At 63.4% G+C, this 17898-nt stretch carries 17 protein-coding genes; 4 read left to right on the top strand and 13 right to left on the bottom strand.

The genetic code is table 11. From position 1 onward, the window contains the following. Positions 1-153: 153 nt before the first annotated feature. Complete coding sequence (locus tag ABIB91_RS10390; protein WP_354160507.1) at positions 154-318, bottom strand: hypothetical protein; 165 nt, start codon at positions 316-318, stop codon at positions 154-156. Positions 319-729: 411 nt separating this feature from the next. Between ABIB91_RS10390 and ABIB91_RS10385 the strand changes: the two genes are divergently transcribed. From ABIB91_RS10385 to ABIB91_RS10375, 3 genes are read left to right on the top strand one after another with little or no spacing between them, the layout of a single operon-like run. Further along, positions 730-1194 (top strand): (2Fe-2S)-binding protein, encoded by a 465-nt coding sequence (locus tag ABIB91_RS10385; protein WP_354160505.1) that lies wholly within the window; start codon positions 730-732, stop codon positions 1192-1194. Between the two features lies 1 nt (position 1195). Continuing rightward, on the top strand, positions 1196-3448 hold the full coding sequence (locus tag ABIB91_RS10380) for a xanthine dehydrogenase family protein molybdopterin-binding subunit (protein WP_354160503.1): 2253 nt from the start codon (positions 1196-1198) through the stop codon (positions 3446-3448). Positions 3449-3456: 8 nt separating this feature from the next. Then, on the top strand, positions 3457-4089 hold the full coding sequence (locus ABIB91_RS10375) for a hypothetical protein (RefSeq protein WP_354160501.1): 633 nt from the start codon (positions 3457-3459) through the stop codon (positions 4087-4089). Positions 4090-4209: 120 nt separating this feature from the next. Here ABIB91_RS10375 and ABIB91_RS10370 read toward each other — a convergent pair whose 3' ends face one another. Genes ABIB91_RS10370 through ABIB91_RS10345 form a run of 6 tightly spaced genes read right to left on the bottom strand, consistent with a single transcriptional unit; the run spans position 4210 to position 10123 of the window. Then, complete coding sequence (locus tag ABIB91_RS10370) at positions 4210-4995, bottom strand: ABC transporter permease (protein WP_354160499.1); 786 nt, start codon at positions 4993-4995, stop codon at positions 4210-4212. After that, the gene (locus ABIB91_RS10365) at positions 4992-5849 is read right to left on the bottom strand and encodes an ABC transporter permease (protein ID WP_354160497.1); all 858 of its coding nucleotides are present in this window, start codon (positions 5847-5849) and stop codon (positions 4992-4994) included. The genes ABIB91_RS10370 and ABIB91_RS10365 overlap by 4 nt, the downstream gene beginning before the upstream one ends. A 28-nt stretch (positions 5850-5877) precedes the next feature. After that, the gene (locus ABIB91_RS10360; RefSeq protein WP_007595811.1) at positions 5878-6936 is read right to left on the bottom strand and encodes an ABC transporter substrate-binding protein; all 1059 of its coding nucleotides are present in this window, start codon (positions 6934-6936) and stop codon (positions 5878-5880) included. A gap of 28 nt (positions 6937-6964) precedes the next feature. Beyond that, on the bottom strand, positions 6965-8272 hold the full coding sequence (locus tag ABIB91_RS10355; RefSeq protein WP_354127246.1) for an NAD(P)/FAD-dependent oxidoreductase: 1308 nt from the start codon (positions 8270-8272) through the stop codon (positions 6965-6967). A gap of 16 nt (positions 8273-8288) precedes the next feature. Further along, a complete protein-coding gene (locus tag ABIB91_RS10350; RefSeq protein WP_354160495.1) occupies positions 8289-9005 on the bottom strand; it encodes an HAD family hydrolase in 717 nt (238 codons plus the stop codon). Positions 9006-9040: 35 nt separating this feature from the next. Continuing rightward, positions 9041-10123 (bottom strand): ABC transporter ATP-binding protein, encoded by a 1083-nt coding sequence (locus ABIB91_RS10345; protein WP_354160493.1) that lies wholly within the window; start codon positions 10121-10123, stop codon positions 9041-9043. A gap of 213 nt (positions 10124-10336) precedes the next feature. Here ABIB91_RS10345 and ABIB91_RS10340 point away from each other — a divergent pair, with 213 nt between their 5' ends. Continuing rightward, positions 10337-11275, top strand: coding sequence for a LysR family transcriptional regulator (locus tag ABIB91_RS10340; protein WP_354160491.1), 939 nt, complete (start codon positions 10337-10339; stop codon positions 11273-11275). A 61-nt stretch (positions 11276-11336) separates the two neighbouring features. On the opposite strand, the gene ABIB91_RS10335 is transcribed toward ABIB91_RS10340, so the two are convergent. The 6 genes from ABIB91_RS10335 to ABIB91_RS10310 all read right to left on the bottom strand — a co-directional run bounded on the left by ABIB91_RS10335 (position 11337) and on the right by ABIB91_RS10310 (position 17847). Then, positions 11337-12248: a lipase family protein gene (locus tag ABIB91_RS10335; RefSeq protein WP_354160489.1), complete on the bottom strand. Its 912-nt coding sequence runs from the start codon at positions 12246-12248 to the stop codon at positions 11337-11339. 262 nt (positions 12249-12510) lie between these two features. Further along, positions 12511-13701, bottom strand: a complete 1191-nt coding sequence (gene uxuA, locus ABIB91_RS10330; RefSeq protein WP_354160487.1) for a mannonate dehydratase — start codon at positions 13699-13701, stop codon at positions 12511-12513. Positions 13702-13714: 13 nt separating this feature from the next. After that, complete coding sequence (locus ABIB91_RS10325; RefSeq protein ID WP_354160485.1) at positions 13715-14764, bottom strand: L-idonate 5-dehydrogenase; 1050 nt, start codon at positions 14762-14764, stop codon at positions 13715-13717. After that, entirely contained in the window at positions 14761-16167 is a 1407-nt protein-coding gene (locus ABIB91_RS10320) for a TRAP transporter large permease (RefSeq protein WP_354160483.1), read from the bottom strand. The genes ABIB91_RS10325 and ABIB91_RS10320 overlap by 4 nt, the downstream gene beginning before the upstream one ends. A gap of 4 nt (positions 16168-16171) precedes the next feature. After that, positions 16172-16750, bottom strand: a complete 579-nt coding sequence (locus ABIB91_RS10315; protein WP_354160481.1) for a TRAP transporter small permease — start codon at positions 16748-16750, stop codon at positions 16172-16174. A gap of 137 nt (positions 16751-16887) precedes the next feature. Continuing rightward, positions 16888-17847 carry a sialic acid TRAP transporter substrate-binding protein SiaP gene (locus ABIB91_RS10310; protein WP_354160543.1) on the bottom strand — a complete coding sequence of 320 codons (960 nt, stop codon included), beginning with the start codon at positions 17845-17847 and terminating at the stop codon, positions 16888-16890. Between the last annotated feature and the right edge of the window lie 51 nt (positions 17848-17898).

Here is a 17898-nt window from a genome sequence, read left to right as displayed (position 1 = left end):
CGCAGGCGTCATGCCCGCCCCTGCCGTTTGCACTACCGCCCTGCAGCGATGATGAACATCCCTGTCTTCACCTCGAGCCTGATCCAGGCGCCCGCTGATCCACGCCATGCTGCCGCCGGACAAGGTCATCGGCGTCTTCACCGAACGCGGCCATCACATGAACGACGAGCATTTCGCGGCGTCGGGTGGTCGCAGCAGCAGATTCCCGTTCAGGTCCAAGGCATGCAGCCAGATGCGCAATTTCCTGCGACCTACATCCTCGGCCGCGAGGAACTGGACATCGAGGTGCGGCACGCCAAGATGATCGAGATGACGCAAGCCTTCATGGCGTCCTCCAAACTCCCGGCGCCATCCTGTTCGAATGCACCAACATGTGCCCGTTCTCGAGGGACGTGGCCGAGGTATCGTGCCTGCCGGTGTTCGACACCAACACGCTGATCAATCTGTTCTACCGCGCGGCCAATCCGGTGCCGTTCTTGCGCTGATTACCTACCGGACGATCAACGACAATTGGATCTATTTCTGATTTCTATTTGATCGTCCTGAAGGGCGCGGCGAAATCACACACCGTCGTCCTCGTGCGATTTTGCAAATCCCGCGGCGGTACGGTTTGACAACTTAGGCGCATCAGCGACACGCTCAGTATGCCGGTACAACAATTCGACGACGCTCGCTGGAGCGTACTCGTTCGACCTCACGTCCCGCGAGGACGCACGAAAGGACACTGACATGATCGAGCTCACGGTCAATGGGATCAAGCGCCAGGTCGATGTTGTTCCGGAGATGCCCCTGCTCTGGGTGCTCCGCGACGAGCTCGCTATCACCAGTCCCAAATACGGCTGCGGGGTCGCGCAATGCGGAGCCTGCACCGTGCAGATCGACGGAATGGCGGTCCGGTCTTGTCAGGCGCATATCGGCGAGATTGCAGGCAAGTCGGTCGTCACGCTCGAAGGGCTGGAAAAGCGGGACCAGCACCCGGTTCTGCAGGCCTGGATCGAGCATCAGGTTCCACAGTGCGGCTACTGCCAGACCGGGCAGATCATGCAGGCCATCTCGCTTCTCAACCTGATCTCCCAGCCGACCAACGAGGACATCAACGAGGTGATGTCCGGCAATCTCTGCCGTTGCGGCACCTATCCGCGCATCCGCGCCGCGATCCACGCGGCCGCTGCAAAGAAGATGGCGGAGAAGTGAGATGGGCGAATTGCAGAGGCTGTCCCGCCGCGCATTCGTTTTCGGCTCCGCTGCGGTGGCCGGCGGCATTGCATTCGGCTCCTACGGCGACGCGGCGCAAGCCGCGGCGGCCGGTGACAATCCCTTGTCCGCCGGGCTCGGACCGAATTCCGCAAGCTTCAATCCCTGGGTCGAGATCAGCCCGGAGAAAATTACGCTGATCGCGCAGCATGCCGACATCGGTCAGGGCGTCGGCTCGATACAGCCGATCATGATCGCCGAGGAGATGGATCTCGATCCCGGCCAGTTCGAAGTTCGCTTCGCCGGACCCAGCCCCGCCTATTTCAATACCGGCTTCGCAGACGAGTTCGCGCCGTTCGTGGCTGCGGACCAAAGTCCCGCCGCCGAGGAAGCGCGCGCCAAGACGCTCGAATGGCTCAGGCAGTCCGGCCTCCAGATGACCGGCGGGTCGAGCACGCTGCCGGACACCTATGAAAAGCTGCGCGTTGCCGGCGCGGTCGCGCGCGAGACGCTGAAGGCGGCTGCCGCCAAGCGGTCGGGCATCGCTGTGGCTGACCTGCGCACCCAATCGGGCCATGTGATCCTGCCCAACGGCACCAAGATCGCCTATGTCGATCTCTCTGCGGACGCCGCACAAATTCCGCCCGTACTCGATGCCAAGCCGCGCGATCCCTCGAAATGGCGCATGCTGGGCAAGCCGATGACGCGCCTCGACATCCGCGACAAGGTCATGGGCGAGCTGAAGTTCGGCATCGACATGAAAATGGACGGCATGCTGTATGCCGCCGTCAAGCTGAACCCTGGCAAGGGCCAGCCGCTGAAGTCCTACGACGCCAGCAAGGCGCGCGCGATGCCGGGGGTCAAGAACATCCTCGAAATCAAGAACGGCGTCGCCGTGATCGCGACGAACAGCTGGTACGCCATGAAGGCGGTCGATGCCATCGCTTGCGAATGGGCGCCCTCGGCGTATCCCGCCGAGCAGGCCGACCATTGGAAGGTGCTGGAATCCTCGTTCAAGCCGGAATTCCTCGGCAAGGAGTGGCGGAAAATCGGCGATATCGAGGCCGGCTTGAAGACGGGCAAGCTCGTCGAGGCCGAATATCGCGCTCCTTACGTGGGGCATCAGCCGCTCGAGCCGCTGAACGGGATCGGCCTCGTCACCGAAAAGGGGATGGAGATCTGGGTCAGTCATCAGAGCCCCCGTTTCGTGCAGTACGTCGCGGCGACAGCGATCGGCCTCCAGCCGGAGCAGGTCACCTTCCACAATCAATGGGCTGGTGGAAGTTTTGGCCATCGTCTCGAATACGAGAACGTACGGGTCCTTGCGGAGATCGCAAATCAGATGAAGGGAACACCGATCAAGCTGGTGTTCTCGCGCGAGGAGGATTTCCTCCAGGACATTCCGCGGCAGATCGCGATCGCGCGGCACCGCGGCAGCGTCGACAAGAGCAAGATCGTCTCGGCCGATCTGCAACTGGCCTCGACCGCCCCACTCAAGGGGCTGCTCGAACGTTCGGGCACGCCGTCGAAGGATCCCGACGGACAGTTGGCCGCCGGCCTGTGGAACGTCTATTACGATATCCCCAACTTCCGGGCCACGAGCTACGAGGCGCAAGGATTGTCGCCGAGCACCACGTGGCGGTCGGTCGGCGCCTCGACGTCAGGGTTCTTCACCGAGAGCTTCATCGACGAGTTGATCCACGCGGCAGGTCTCGATCCCATGAAGGCGCGCATCGCGATGTGCACTGTGCCGCACTATCGCAAGGTACTCGAGACGGTCGCTGAGATGTCGGACTGGAAGGGACCGCTCGGCAACGGCAGGGGCCGCGGCGTCGCCTTCGTGGAATCCTTCGGCACACCGACGGCTGAAGTCGTCGAAGTGACGAAGACCGAGCGAGGCATCCGGATCGACAAGGTGTGGATCGCGGTCGACGTCGGCAAGGTCGTCGATCCCGTCAATTTCGAGAACCAGGTGCAGGGCGGCGTCATCTGGGGGCTCGGCCACGCCATCAATTGCGAGCTGACCTACGCCAAGGGCGCGGTACAGCAGACCAACTACAATCATCACGAAGCGATGCGGATCTACCAATGCCCCGTGATCGAGGTTCGCGGGCTCGAGAACGATCCGAAAGTGAGAGGCGTCGGCGAGCCGCCTGTTCCGCCGGCCGCGCCCGCCCTTGCGAACGCGATCTTCGCGGCGACCGGACAGCGCATCCGCGAAATGCCCTTCAACAAGTTTATCGATTTCGTCTGAGGCGGGCCATGAAGAGATCTTTGATTGCGACAGCCCTTGCCGCGTCGGCCGTTGCCGCCCTCACCGGAATCGTCGTGGCCAAGGACGAAGCCAGGAAGGATGCCTTGCCGCCGGGCAGCGTCAGCCGCACCGAAGGGCTGGAGGCCTGGAAGCGCATCGAGGCCGTGGTGACGCATCCGCGTTGCGCCAATTGCCACGTCGACATCAAGGCCATCCCGATCTGGACGCCGGCAGGCGAAACCAAGCCGCGCGTCCATGGCATGAACATCCACGGCGGCGACAGCCGCATCGGCGCCGAGAAGATCGCCTGCTCGACCTGTCATATGACCTCCACCCAGGCCAACGAACCGGCACCGTCGCCGCCGCGCGCCGGCATCGACTGGCAGCTCGCCCCGGTCGAGTTCATCTGGTACGGCAAGAGCGGCGCCGAGATCTGTGCGCAGCTGAAGGACCCCAAGCGCAATGGCGGTCGCGACGCCGTGGGTCTCCTCGAGCATCTCAGGCACGATGCATCGCTGAACGGCTTCATCCCGCGCGGATGGGCGCCCGGGGCGGGTCGTACGACGCCGCCCGGCACGTTTGAGGATCACGTCAAGGACATGGCCGTGTGGGGCGCCGCCGGACAGCCCTGTCCGGACTGACGGCGACGAGCACGCATGCCAGCGACACCTATGCGAGCCGCCCAGACACAAGCGGCGCTATTAGACCATGATCAAACTATCTTAGCGCCAGTGGGCTTTCGCCAGGACGACGAACAAAACTCACCCGCCCTTTTTCTGCCGAGCGCTTGCCAGCAGCACCAGCATGAACGAGGCCGCCGTCATCAGTGTCGAGATGGCGGCGATGGTTGGGTCGATCTCGTCGCGGAGCGCGGTGAACATACGCTTGGTCAGCGGCTGATACTGGCCGCCGGAGATGAACAGCGCGACGATGGTCTCGTCCATCGCCGAGATGAAGGCGAAGATGCCGCCTGCGACCACGCTGGACTTGATCTGCGGCAAGGTCACCGCGAAGAAGCTGCGCAGGCGGTTCATGCCGAGGCTGCGTGCGACCATCTCCTGCGCCGGATCGAAGCTTTGCAGGCCCGCCAGCACCGAGATGATGACGTATGGCAGGCCCAACATGACGTTCGCCAGCACCAGGCCCGGCAGCGTCGCGACCAAGCCGACTTTCGCATAGAGGAAGAAGATGCCCACCGCAGTGATGATGATCGGCACCACCAGCGGCAACAGCAGCATCATGTGGATCAGCCGCATGATCCGCAGCTTCGACTGGCTGATGCCATAGGCGGCGGCGACGCCGAGCGGCGTTGCGATAAACACGGTCAGAAGCGCGACCGTCAGCGTCACCCGCGTCGCCTGCATCCAGGCCGAGTTGGAGAAATACTGCTGATACCAGCGCAGCGAGAACGACGGCGGCGGAAAGGTCAGAAAGCGCGCGCTGGAGAAGGAGATCGGGGCGATGATCAGCACCGGCAGGATCAGGTAGACCAGCACCAGCGCGCTGATCACATAAAGGGAAATGCGGGCGGGCGACAATCGCGTCATTTCTGCCCCAATATGCGATCGAGCGAGATGAAGCGGCTGACGGCGAAAAAGATCGCGAGCACGCTGACGAGCAGCACGACGGCGACCGCGCTCGCAGCGCCGAACTGGTTGTAGAGCTCGACATTGCGGCTCACCAGCATCGACACCATCACCGTGCGGCCGCCGCCTAGCAGTTCCGGCGTGATGTAGAAGCCGAGGCAGAGCACGAACACCATGGTGCAGCCTGCGAGCACGCCGGGCAGAGACAGCGGCAGAAAGACGCGGACGAAGGTGAGCGACGGGCTCGCCCCCAGGCTGGCGCCGGCCTGCATGAGATCGCTCGGGATCTTCTGCATGGTGGCATAGAGCGGCAGCACCATGAACGGCAGGAGGATGTGTACCGTCGCAACCACCGTGCCGAAGGTGTTGTGCACCAGCGCGAGCGGTTCGCTCGTCACGTCGAGATATCGCAAAAGCTGGTTGATCACACCGGTGCGCTGGAGCAGCGCCAGCCACGCGTAGGCTCGCACCAACACGCTGGTCCAGAACGGCAGCACGACCAGCGAGAGGATGAGAATGCTCCATCCTTTCGGCACCGAGTTGGCGAGGTAGGCCACGGGATAGCCGAGCAGCAGCGCGATTGCCGTGACCGCGAGACTGATCTCGAAGGTCAGCGCAAAGCTGCGCCAGTAGATGTCTTCAGTGAAGACGCGGCGATAATTCTCCAGCGTGAAGCCGTCATGGTAGATCGACTGCCAGGCGAGCCAGCCGACCGGCAGCACGATCAGAGCCAAGATCACCAGCAGCGCCGGCGACACCAATGCCAGCATCAGCGCATGCTCGCGGCGCTGATGCTTTTGGGAGGGATCTGGCATTGATGTCGTCAACGCAGCCTCGCTTCGCTTACTTCTGCATGAACGACGCCCAACGCTTCTCCGCCGCTTCGCCGGCTGGCGACGACCACCACGCGTAGGACATCAGCGCCTGCTTGGCCGCATTGGCCGGCTCGCTCGGCAATTGCGCGGCGCGCTCGGGCTTGATCACGTTGGTCTCGAACGCCTTTGGATTTCCCGGACCATAGTCGATATGCAGCGGCAGATTGGCCTGGTGCACGGGATCGACGGCCTCGTTGAGAAACTTGACGGCCGTCTCGAGATTCGGCGCGCCCTTGAGGATGCAGAGCGAGGTGCTTTGCAAAACGCCCTGGTTGTAGGTGAAGGCGACCTTGGCACCCTCCTTGGCGACCGCGCTGACGCGCCCGTTCCAGGCCATCTCCATGTCGACCTCGCCGTCGTTGAGCAGTTGCGCCGACTGCGCGCCGGAGGTCCACCACACCGTGATATTCGGCTTGATCTCTTCGAGCTTCTTGAAGGCGCGGTCGACGTCGAGCGGATAGAGCTTATCGGGCGCGACGCCGTCGGCCATCAGTGCCGCCTCGAGTGTGGCGAACGGGTGGTTGCGCAGTGCGCGGCGCCCGGGAAATTTCTTCACGTCCCAGAAATCGGCCCAGCTGTTCGGCGCGTCCTTCGGAAAGGTCTTCTGACTGTAGGCCAGGACGCTGGAATAGAACTCGTAGGAAACCGAATAGGGGCTGCGATAGGATTCCGGCATCGCCGCGCCATTCGGAATCTTTGAGAAGTCGAGCTTCTCGATCAGCCCCTGCTCGCCGCCACGCAGGCAGTTGCCGGTCGGCGTATCCACGACGTCCCAGATCGGCTTGCCGCTGCCGACCTGGGTCTTGATCGCCGGCCAGGCATCGGGAATGGAATCCTGGTTGATGGTGATGCCGAGCTTCTTGGCGGAAGGATCGAGGATCGCCACCGTCTGCGCCTGCTGATAGGCGCCGCCTTGCGAGACAAAGGTGATCTGTTCGGCAGCGGCGGCGGTGCCGGTTGTTGCGAACAATCCGAGCGATCCGCCCAACAATGCGTAGCCAAATCGAATATCTCGTTTCGTCGTCATCCTCGCCTCCTCTGTCACCAATTGAATGTCACTGTCCGATCGCATCGAGAAACTGGTACCAGCCGGCGATCATGCGCACGGCGGGCTCGCGCAGCGGATAGAACGGAATCGCCCTCAGGCGCCGCGCGTCGAGCAGCCCGACCTCCGGTGTCTCGCCGCGGACGAAGGCGGCAAGATAGCGGCCCATCAGGCTCGACATCGCGACGCCCGCGCCGTTGTAGCCCATCGAGAACAGCGTGCGGTCGTCGAGCCGGCCGAGATGCGGCACCGAATCCAGCGTCATGGCAACGAGGCCCGACCATTTGTACGCGAGCGGCACATCGGCCAGGTCCGGAAAGATGCCGACCATCGCCTTGCGCAGCGCATCGAATGCGGCTTCCGAGTCCTGCCTGCCGAAGGCGCCGCGGCCGCCGAAGATGACGCGATTGTCGACCATGCGGAACCAGCGCATCATGCGCTTGGTCTCGGTGTAGGTGCGGCCCGTCAGCATCAGCTTGCCCGCGAGATTGCGCGGCAGCTGCTCGGTAGCGACCATGGCGCTGCGGAAGGGAATCAGGGTGCGCTGCATCTGCGCGGTGGCATCCGTCAGGTCCGAATAGCTGTTGGTGGCAATGATCGCCTGCTTCGCCCGCACCGCGCCTTGCGGCGTCTCCGCGACGATGCCGCCGTTGTCGCGCCGGAGTCTTACGACCGGCGACTCCTGGAAGATCGGCACCCCGCGGCGCGCGACGCCGTCGGCGAGACCGCGCAAATAGTTCAGCGGATGAATGCCGCCAGAGCCGGGATTGAGCACGCCGCCAACGAAGCTGTCGGAGCCGGTCTCGTCGCGTACGCCGCGCTTGTCGAGAATACGGACCTCGGCGGAGCCCATCTCGCGCGTCATCCAGTTGGCTTCGTCGATCGCGGCCTTCAGCGTGGTCTCATTGTGTGCGGCCTTGACCTGGCCGGTGCGGGCAAGCTGAGCGCTGGTGATGCCGAATTCGGAGACCAGCTCCTCGACCATGTCGGTGGATTCATGCGCGATCTCGTACATTCGCCGCGCCATGGCGCGGCCGTGCACGGCGTCGATCTCGCGGAACGAGAGACGGAATTTTGCGGTGATCACGCCGCCATTGCGCCCACTGGCGCCCCAGCCCGGGCGGTTGGCCTCGAGCACGATGGGGCTGAGCCCGCTCTTGGCGATGTGGTGGGCCGCGGACAGGCCGGTATAGCCGGCACCGATGATCACCACGTCAGCCTGGCTCTCGCCGGACAGGACCGGAAACGCGCGCGCCGGCTCCGCCGTGGCTTCCCACAGCGAGTTGGCCGACGGCAATGCGCCCCAGTTCTGCGTCATCTCCGCGCTCACAAAGTTACACCGCCGGCCCGATCGCCGCGTCGGCGAGTGCCTTCAATGTCGGGAAATGGAAGTCCGGCTTGGTCAGCGTCTCCACGGCCGGCGTGCCGCCGAAGCCTGCCATGCCCTGACGCCGTTCGATCCAGCACACCTTGTAACCGAGCTTCCGCGCGATCCCGATGTCGTGATACTGGCTCTGCGCGACGTGCAGGATATCGGACTGCTTGTAACCGAAAGCAGACTGGCGCCCCTTGTTGTACGCGAAGAACTCCGGATCGGGTTTCGCCACGCCAGTCTCGTCGGCGCACACGGTATCGTCGAAGGGATTGCCGAGCGCATGCGCGTAACAGGAGAGCGCGACGCGGTCGGCGTTGGTCATCGCGACCAGCCTGAATTTGGTGCGCAGGCGCTTGAGCGCCTCAACCGAGTCCGGGAACGGTCCCCAGCGCAGCACCGCGAGTTGGAAGACGTCGCAGGAGGCGTCATCGGCCTGCAGCCCGAGCTCCTTGGCGAGATGGCGATAGACATGGAACATCACCTCGCTCGAACGCTCATGGTGCTTGTCGCGGCCACGCTTGTAGGATTCGAAGATCTTGTCGTCGCTGAGCTCGGCCGGCGACTTGCCCGAGATCCTGCGCACCGCGGAGAGCACGCCGGTCTCGAAATCGATCAAGGTGCCGACGACGTCGAAGGTGAGAACCTTGAAATTGCTGAACGAGGCTGCTGACGACATTTTGGCTTCTTCTCTCGGTTGGACAAGGCTTGGGTTCAGTCCCTCACCCTGGGTACGACGATGGTGTCCTCGGGGTGAAGGGTCACGGTGAGGCTGCCGCCGAGTGGCGGGATGCGGCTGTAGGCTTCGTGATGACTGGCTTGGCGCAGGCTGAGCACGATGCCGTCGGCGAGCGCCAGGAAGATGCGCAGGCTCTCGCCCTGATAGACAATGTCGGTGACCGTGCCGGTGAGCCGATTGCAGGCTGAGTCCGGCGCGCCGTCGTCGATGAGCAGCTTTTCGCTGTGCACGGCGAGCATCAGCGCGTCTCCGTCGGGAATGGCGCGGGCGCTGCGCAGAAGCACATTGCCGAGCGCAACGCCGGAGGCATCGACGCGTCGCACGGGAAGCATCGTGGCTTCGCCAATGAAACTCGCGACGAAGGAATCCGCGGGATGATCGTGCAGACGCTCGGGCGCGTCGATCTGGATCAGCCTGCCGTCTTTCATCACGGCGACGCGGTCGCTCATGGTCAGTGCTTCGCGTTGATCGTGGGTGACGTAGATGATGGTGGCGCCGATGCGCTTGTGCAGCGCGCGCAGCTCGATCTGCATGGATTCGCGCAGCTGCTTGTCGAGCGCGGACAGCGGTTCGTCCATCAGGATCAGCCGCGGCTCGAAGATCATGGCGCGTGCGAGCGCCACGCGCTGGCGCTGGCCGCCGGAGAGCTGCGCGATACCGCGCTCTTCGTAGCCGGCAAGGCCAACCATCGAAAGTGCCGTGCGCACCTTGTCCGGCCAGACCGCCTTCGGCAGCCGTCGCGCGCGCAAGGGAAAGGCGACATTCTCGCCGACGCTCATATGCGGGAACAGCGCGTAATTCTGGAAAACGACGCCGATGTCGCGCTTGTGCGGCGGCATCCAGGTGACGTCGCGGCCGCCAAACAGGATCGTTCCGCTCGATGGCAGGATGAAGCCGCCGAGGATGCCTAGCAACGTGGTCTTGCCGGAGCCGGAGGGGCCCAGCAGCGAGACGAACTCGCCGGCGGCGACATTGAGGGACACGTCGTCGAGGGCGCGAACGGCACCATAGGCCTTGCTCGCGGATCTGATCTCGACGCTTTCCGCTCGTTTGTCCAACGATCGACCTCGCGATGTCCCTGCAACGGCGTGCCTCACTGCACGCCATAAGCCTGCTTTATAGACAGGAAATTTGAACACTCACGGTCGAAGCTGTGCACCGCACCAACATCTTCGCTCGCAAGCCCTGTCTTTAGGCTGTGACGCCAATGACACCAGACTTGGCAAAACTCGGCAATTGCCAAATTCTCACTTGGCTCATAACATGAGGTTATGCTCGAGCTGCGCCGGATGCTGCCCTCAAGTAACGCCCTGTTCGTCTTCGACGCAGCGGCACGCAATGGCAGCTTCACTGCGGCTGCCGCCGAACTGAACGTCACCCAGCCTGCGGTGAGCCGGATGCTGGGTCAGTTCGAGGACCATCTCGGCGTCCGCCTGTTCGACCGCAAGGCGGGACGCGCGGTGCTCACCGAGGAAGGCGAACTCTTGTATCGCCGCGTGCTCGAAGGCTTTCGCAGCATCGAAAGCGGGCTGGTCGAGATCGAGCGGCGCCGCAAGGGCACCGAGACGGTGACACTGTCGGTCTCCTCCGCCTTCACCACGCATTGGCTGATGCCGCGCATCGACAAGCTGCAGAAGCAATTTCCTCAGGTCGATTTGCGCTTCCAACTGATCTCCGGCGCGCTGCGCGGACCGGTGGAGAATGTCGACCTCGGAATGCGCTTCCGCGATCGCGAAGAACCATCATCCGGCGGCACGCTGGTGATGAAGGAGGTCATGCTGCCGATGTGCAGCCCTGCCTATCTCGGCGAAACCGATCCCGCCGAGGGCAACACCATCATTAGGCTCGCCGAGACGCCGGGCGACTGGGCCGCGGATTACGCATCGCTTCTCACCGGGCGTCGCGGTGCGGCCAAGGCGCTGAGCTTCACGGACTATGCCGTCGTGATGCAGGCCGCCCTGCTCGGCCAGGGTATCGCGCTCGGATGGCTGACGGTCGCCTCGCACTGGCTGTTGACGGGCGCGCTGGTGCCGGCGTCCGACACGCTCACCACGACGCGCCGCATCTGCGAATTCCTGCCACCGCGCAACCGGCCGATGCGCCCCATCGCCGCCGAGATCCGCGACTGGATCACCGCCCAGATGAAAAGCGAGATCGCCGCGATCGACCGGCTCTATCCAAAGCTCGGCGCGATGGCTGCGTGCTACTAGAGCGTTTTCGGGCGAAGTGGATATACCGGCTCGCGTGAAGAAAACGCGTCAAAACCGGAGTCTAGGCGGGTGTCAGCGCGGCACAGTAACGATCGGGCAGGTGATCGCCGATGCCCGCCGGGAGCAGCACCGTAAGCCTGCCGACGACATCCGACCGCGTGTTCTCGGATACGCCGCTGAGGAGATTGCGGACCTGCTCACCAATTCCAGCATTCGCCATTGGCTCATCCGAACCAACATTCGTCGTGAGCTGGCTGGCGCTGAATTTGGCGCCGCGTGCACAGGCGAGATAACGGCCGACGTGATGAAAGCCAAGCCCGGGCGGAGGCACGGTCGGGACGATGTCGGTGCCGTGCACGAGACGATAGGTCATCCTGCCGAACGTACCGTTGTAGAGTGCGACGAAATCGTCGCGGCCCACGCGCGGACAACCGTAAAGATAGATCTGCGCATCCGCGAGTTGGAGCTGCTCCCGCGCGAAGTCCACCGTTGCCACCGCGATCGCGGCGCCGAGGCTGTGCCCAGTGATGAAGATCGGTGATTTGCGCGCCAGCGCTGCCGCCAGTGCGCTCTTCACGTCGTCCCACACGGCTGCCGCCGCATCGACGAACCCCTGGTGCACGGGCGCCTTCGGTCGGCCAAGCGTGAAATCGCTGACCCAGTTCAGGAGATGAAGCGGGTCGGTGCCGGCGAAGGCGACAATTGTTGCGTCGCCCTTGCTCGCGATGATCCCGCGCGTGTCGGTCAGCGGCAGCGTCGAATGCGCCGGCTGGCTCAGCAGCTTGACACCGGACAGATCAAAGAACGGAGAGACCCTGTTGATCGTGTCCGGCACATGGGTCTCGTAGGCGAGTTGCGACATCCACATCATCGCGCGAGCGATGTCGAGATCAAAGCCGGTTGATGTCTCGTTGAATTTTGCAAATGCCCGTCGGTCATATTGATCGGGAGGAAGTTCGACCAGAATGCTCACATCAAGCTCCTAAATGGCTTATTGCTGCAATGCGTCGATCGAAAACGGAATGGCGCTACCTTCGCATATGGCTGGAACTTTGACAATCTGTGCGCGTGCCCGGGACGTATTCTGCCGTCGCGCTTAAGAGGACAAGGTTGAGACGAGGCACCTCTCCTCCACGTCATTGCGAGCGCAGCGAAGCAATCCGGAGTCTTTCCGCGGCGGGATTCTGGATTGCTTCGCTGCGCTCGCAATGACGGTGCGGATAGAGCTTTGGCCCCTATTGATGCTCGATCGCGCGGATTGCGCCGCGCAGCTCGGCGAGACCGCGGAGGCGACCGATCGCGGTGTAGCCCGGATTGGTGCGCTTGGTCGCGGCGAGATCGTCCAGCATGCGGTGGCCGTGATCGGGCCGGAACACAATCCTCTTGTCGGGCGAACGTCGCGCGTTCTCCTTCAACAGCGCCTTGAGCACAGCGACCATGTCGACGTCACCGTCGAGATGATCGGACTCGTAGAACGACAGGCCGTCGGCCTCGCGCTTGGTCGCGCGCAGATGTGCAAAGGCGATGCGCGGGCCGAAGCGCTCGGCCATGGCGGGGAGATTGTTCTCAGGCCGCACGCCGAGCGACCCCGTGCACAGGCAGATGCCGTTGGCCTTCGACGGCACGGCGTCGAACAGCGCCTGGTAATCGTCGGCGCTGGAGGCGATGCGCGGCAGGCCGAACAGCGGACGCGGCGGATCGTCCGGATGCAGCGTCAACGACACCCCGAGCTGCTCGGCCACCGGCGCGACGCGCCCCAAAAACTCGGCGAGATGCTGCCGCAGGATTTTTGGCGTGACGTCGCGATATGTCTCAAGCCGGTCGCGGAATTGCGGGATGGTCATCGGCTCGGTGGTCGAGCCCGGCAGCGCGCTGGCGATCACCATGACCAGATAGTCGATATCGGCTTGGGTCATCCCATCGAACAGCTTCTTCGCGCGCCCCTGCTGCTCCGGTGAATACTCAGCGGTCGCGGCCGGCCGCTTCAGGATGTGCAGCTCGAAGGCGGCGAAACGGTCTTGGTCGAAGCGCATGGCACGGGCGCCGTTCGGCAGCTCCCATTCGAGATCGGTGCGGCACCAATCCACGACGGGCATGAAATTGTAGCAGATGATCTTGATACCGGCCGCGGCAACCGCCTCCAGGCTGGCGATCCACGTCTCGATCGAGCGCGTTGCCTTAGCCCCGAGACGCTTGACGTCGTCGGGGATCGGAATCGATTCCACCACCGACCAGGTCAGCTGCGAACGGCCGGGCTGACCGTTCTCGATGAAGTTCTTGCGCTCCTCGACCGCCTTGCGGGTCCAGGCTTCGCCGATCGGCACCTGATGCAGCGCCGAGACGATGTCGCTCGCCCCGGCCTGCCTGACATCGTCGAGCGAGACCGGATCGTCCGGCCCGTACCAGCGCCATCCTTCGAGCATCATGCGGCCTCTCCAATCAGTTCGCGGTCAGCACGACCTTGACGCTCTGCGAGCGGTCGAGCGCCAGCCGCAGCGCGTCCGGCGCGGTGGACAGCGGCCGCTCGGCGGTGACCAGCGACAGCACGTCGATGCTGCCGTCCGCAATCAGCTCCACCGCCGTCATGAACTCGAGCCCGAAGCGGAACGAACCGCGCAGGTCAATCTCCTTGGCCATCACCGCATTCGCGGGCACCGGAATCTGACCGCCCGGCAAATTACCGATCTGCACCACAACGCCGCCGCGCCTGACGATACCGATCGCACTGGCAAGGCCTGCAGCCGTGCCTGAGACTTCGAAAGCGACATCGTACGGGCGCGACGCGGCCTGCGCCTTCAGGCCTTCCTCGCCGGCTGCGACATTCTCGACGTGAGAGGCGCCGAGCCGGGTCGCAAAGGCCAGCGGCGCCGGCGCGATGTCGGCCACCGTGACGTCGGTCATGCCGGCGCGGCGCGCGGCGAGCATGGTCAGAAGCCCGATCGGACCGGCACCGAAGATGATGCCGCGCTTGCCTTCGATGTTGCCGGCACGCGCGACCGCGTGCAGGCAGACCGCGAGCGGCTCGGCCAGCGCCGCGGCCTGATAGGAGACGTGATCGGGAATCTTGACGCACTGCGCCGGGATGGCGTCGAAGTAGTTGGCGAAGCCGCCCTGCATGTGAGGCGTCTTCGACGCCGAGCCCATGAAGTAGATGTTCTCGCACAGATTCGGCCGGCCCTCGCGGCAGGCGACGCAATGGCCGCACCAGCGCGACGGGTTGACGGCGACGCGGTCACCGAGCTTCAGATTGGCGGCAGACCCGGAGATCTCCACGACCTCGCCCGAGATCTCGTGGCCGAGTACCAGCGGCGACTTCACGACGAAATCGCCGGTGCGGGCGTGGCGGAAGTAATGCATGTCCGAGCCGCAGATGCCGCCGGCGCCGAAGCGGATGCGCACCATGCCTGAAGCGAGCTTGTCGAGCGGATGCTCGACCATACGCAAATCTTCGGGGCCGAACAGGGTTGCGGCGAGAGCTGTGGATATCATTTGGAAAGTCCCATGTATTTTGGCAGCCAGAGGGTCAGTTCGGGAATGTAGGTGATCGCGATCAGCGCGAGCATCAGCGGCACCAGCCAGGGCAGGATCGCCACCGTCGTGCGCTCGACCGAAAGCTTCGCGACGCGCGCGAGCACGAACAACACCATGCCGAGCGGCGGATGCAACAGGCCGATCATCAGGTTCAGCGTCATGATCAGACCGAAATGGATCGGGTCGATGCCGAGCTTGAGCACGATCGGCAGCAGGATCGGCACCAGAATGGTGATCGCGGCCGTGGTGTCGATGAAGCAGCCGACGAACAGGATCAGGACGTTGGCGAGCGCCAGGAACACCCATTTGTTATGGGTGATACTAAGCATCCAGTCCGACAGCATCTGGGCTGCCTGCGACACCGTCAGCAACCAGGCGAAGATCGAGGCTGCCGTGACGATGAACAGCACCGAAGCCGTGGTCTCGATGGTGTCGAAAGTCGCCTTCGCGACCGTTTTCATCGTCATGGTGCGATAGCGCACCAGGCCGAGGAACAGCGACCAGATCACGGCGGCGACCGCGGCTTCCGTCGGGGTGAACCAGCCGAGCGTCATGCCGCCGATCAGGATCACCGGCGCCATCAGCGCCATCACCGCGGAGAAGTCGAAGTACCAGTCGAGCGCGAGCAGCGCGACCAGGCCAAGCCCAACTGCCCAATTGGTGGAGAGGCCGGCGACCGTCAGAAGCCAGACGGCCATCGGGAAGCTCAGTACGACGAGGATCTCGAGCCCCGCCGATCCCAATTGCGGCCAGGAGAACGGCGTATCGCTGCCCCATTTGTTCTTGTGCGCGAAGTAGGTGACGGTAGCCATCATCAGCAGCGTCAGCACGACGCCTGGAATGACGCCCCCCAGAAACAACGCGCCGATCGAGACGTTCGCCATCATGCCGTAAATCACGAAAGGCAGCGACGGCGGGATGATCGGGCCGAGCGTGGCGGACGCCGCGGTGACGCCGACCGAGAACTCCGTGGTGTAGCCGTGATCCTTCATCGCCTTGATCTCGATGGTACCGAGACCCGCGGCATCCGCGATCGCGGTGCCGGACATGCCGGAGAAGATCACCGAGCCGATGATGTTGACGTGGCCGAGGCCGCCGCGCATCCAGCCGACCAGCGCGACGGCGAATTTGTAGATGCGTCCGGTGACGCCGGCGATGTTCATGAGATTTCCGGCCAGGATGAAGAACGGCACGGCGAGCAGCGGAAAGCTCTCCACCCCGGCGATCATGCGCTGCGCCAGCGTGACGTCGGGCGTCACGCCGCTGACCAGGATGTAGAGCAGCGACGACGACGCCATGGCAATCGCCACGGGAACGCCGAGCAGCATCAGGATAAGAAAGCCTCCAAGCAACAACAACATGAATTTATCCTTCAAAACCGTCGTAGGCGCCCGGACGTTCGAGGATCGAATAGCCCTGTCGCAAATGTTGCACGGCCACCTGCACGGAGCGCACGAACATCAGCACGAAGCCGAGCAGCACCGCGTAATAGACGTAGTCCTTGGGAAGATTGATCGTGGTCATGGATTCGTCGCCGATGATCTGGATGTAGACCCAGACCAGCTTGATGGCGTAGCCGAAGAAGACGATCCGGATCAGGTCGATCACTGTCGACAACGCGCGCGCCACGAGGTGGGGCAGATAGCGGTAGATGAGATCGACCTGAATGTGCCGCGACAGCCGCACGCACATCGAGGAGCCGATGAAGACCACGCCGATCAGGCAGTAGGTCGCGATCTCCTCGGTCCAGGCATAGCTGTCGTTAAGCACGTAGCGGGTAAAGAACTGCAGGAAGACGGCGAGCGCCATCACCCAGAAGATCGCCAGCGCGACCCAGTCCTCGAAAGCGTAGATGCCGAGATCGACCTTGGGTGCCGCCTCTTCCTCGAAGGTGTGGGCGATCTCGTCCGCGGTGATCTGCCGGTGCGTTTCGGCGGTGGACATGGGTGTGCTCTCCAAACTGGTCACGTCGTTCCGGGATGGTGCGTTAGCACCAGACCCGGAACCTCGAGATTCTCAGGTGCGCAATTGCGCACCTGCGGTTCGGTCCTGCGGACCGTCCCGGGATGACGACTACGTCGTCACTTCACCGCCTGAATGCGTTCCCAGTCGGCCTTGCGATAGCCAAACGTTTCGAATGCGACGTTCTTCAGCACCGTGTCGCGGAACTCGTTCTTGTCGACCTCGGTCACGGTCAAGCCTTTCTCCTTGAAGAAGGCGACCAGCTTGGCCTCGTTCTGCTTGATCTCCGCGGTCGCCTTGGCGGCGGCTTCCTGCGCGACGTCGGTGAATATTTTCTTGTCCTCGTCGCTCAGCTTATTCCAGAGCGCACCCGCTACCACCGTGTTGAGATGGTCGACGATATGGCCGGTCAGCACGATGTGCTTCTGCACTTCGTAGAACTTCTTGGCCTCGATCGTGGTGAGCGGATTCTCCTGGGCCTCGACGGTGCCGTTCTGGAGCGCCAGATAGACTTCGGCGAACGCGATCGGCGCGGTGTTGGCGCCGCAGGCGCGCGGCATCGCCAGATAAGCGGGCACGTCGGGCACGCGCATCTTCAGGCCCTTGAGGTCGGCGCAGGTCTTGATCGGCTTGTTCGACGAAGTCTGGCGCACCCCGTAATAGGTCACCGCGACGATGTGGTGGCCGCTCTTGTCCTCATAACCCTTGGTAAGCTCCTTGAAGATGTCGCTCTTGGTGTAGGCGAGCAGATGATCGGCATCGCGGAAAGTGTAGGGATAATAGGTCACGCCGATCGGCGGAAAGCTCTTCGCGGCAAAACTCGAGCCGGAGATGATGATATCGACCGAGCCGAGCGAGAGGCCCTGGTTGATGTCGGCCTCCTTGCCGAGCTGCGACGCCGGATAGACGTCGATCGCATAGCGCCCATTGGTGCGCTTGCCGATTTCCTGCGCAGCCCAGACCGACGCGGTATGGAAGGGCTCCGAGGTCTCGTAGACATGAGCCCATTTCAGCTTGGTCTGCGCCATGCCGGAACCGGTCGCCGCACACATCGCCGCGGCCGAAACCGCCAGCACCATTGTCATCTTTTTCAGCACTGATTTTTCCTCCATTTTTCAAGTCTGCTTCTT

This window comes from Bradyrhizobium sp. JR4.3, assembly GCF_040547695.1.
Classification (GTDB): domain Bacteria; phylum Pseudomonadota; class Alphaproteobacteria; order Rhizobiales; family Xanthobacteraceae; genus Bradyrhizobium; species Bradyrhizobium canariense.
The sequence above is the reverse complement of the archived record's forward strand: the minus strand, read 5'-3'. Positions and strand labels throughout refer to the sequence as shown.

Coding starts and splice junctions, on each gene's coding strand:
- ABIB91_RS10365 (WP_354160497.1), bottom strand. CDS start 5,849: ATGCCAGATCCCTCCCAAAAGCATCAGCGCCGCGAGCATGCGCTGATG.
- ABIB91_RS10360 (WP_007595811.1), bottom strand. CDS start 6,936: ATGACGACGAAACGAGATATTCGATTTGGCTACGCATTGTTGGGCGGA.
- ABIB91_RS10315 (WP_354160481.1), bottom strand. CDS start 16,750: ATGTCCACCGCCGAAACGCACCGGCAGATCACCGCGGACGAGATCGCC.
- uxuA (WP_354160487.1), bottom strand. CDS start 13,701: ATGATGCTCGAAGGATGGCGCTGGTACGGGCCGGACGATCCGGTCTCG.
- ABIB91_RS10370 (WP_354160499.1), bottom strand. CDS start 4,995: ATGACGCGATTGTCGCCCGCCCGCATTTCCCTTTATGTGATCAGCGCG.
- ABIB91_RS10380 (WP_354160503.1), top strand. CDS start 1,196: ATGGGCGAATTGCAGAGGCTGTCCCGCCGCGCATTCGTTTTCGGCTCC.
- ABIB91_RS10375 (WP_354160501.1), top strand. CDS start 3,457: ATGAAGAGATCTTTGATTGCGACAGCCCTTGCCGCGTCGGCCGTTGCC.
- ABIB91_RS10325 (WP_354160485.1), bottom strand. CDS start 14,764: ATGATATCCACAGCTCTCGCCGCAACCCTGTTCGGCCCCGAAGATTTG.
- ABIB91_RS10355 (WP_354127246.1), bottom strand. CDS start 8,272: ATGACGCAGAACTGGGGCGCATTGCCGTCGGCCAACTCGCTGTGGGAA.
- ABIB91_RS10350 (WP_354160495.1), bottom strand. CDS start 9,005: ATGTCGTCAGCAGCCTCGTTCAGCAATTTCAAGGTTCTCACCTTCGAC.
- ABIB91_RS10310 (WP_354160543.1), bottom strand. CDS start 17,847: ATGGTGCTGGCGGTTTCGGCCGCGGCGATGTGTGCGGCGACCGGTTCC.
- ABIB91_RS10340 (WP_354160491.1), top strand. CDS start 10,337: ATGCTCGAGCTGCGCCGGATGCTGCCCTCAAGTAACGCCCTGTTCGTC.
- ABIB91_RS10385 (WP_354160505.1), top strand. CDS start 730: ATGATCGAGCTCACGGTCAATGGGATCAAGCGCCAGGTCGATGTTGTT.
- ABIB91_RS10320 (WP_354160483.1), bottom strand. CDS start 16,167: ATGTTGTTGTTGCTTGGAGGCTTTCTTATCCTGATGCTGCTCGGCGTT.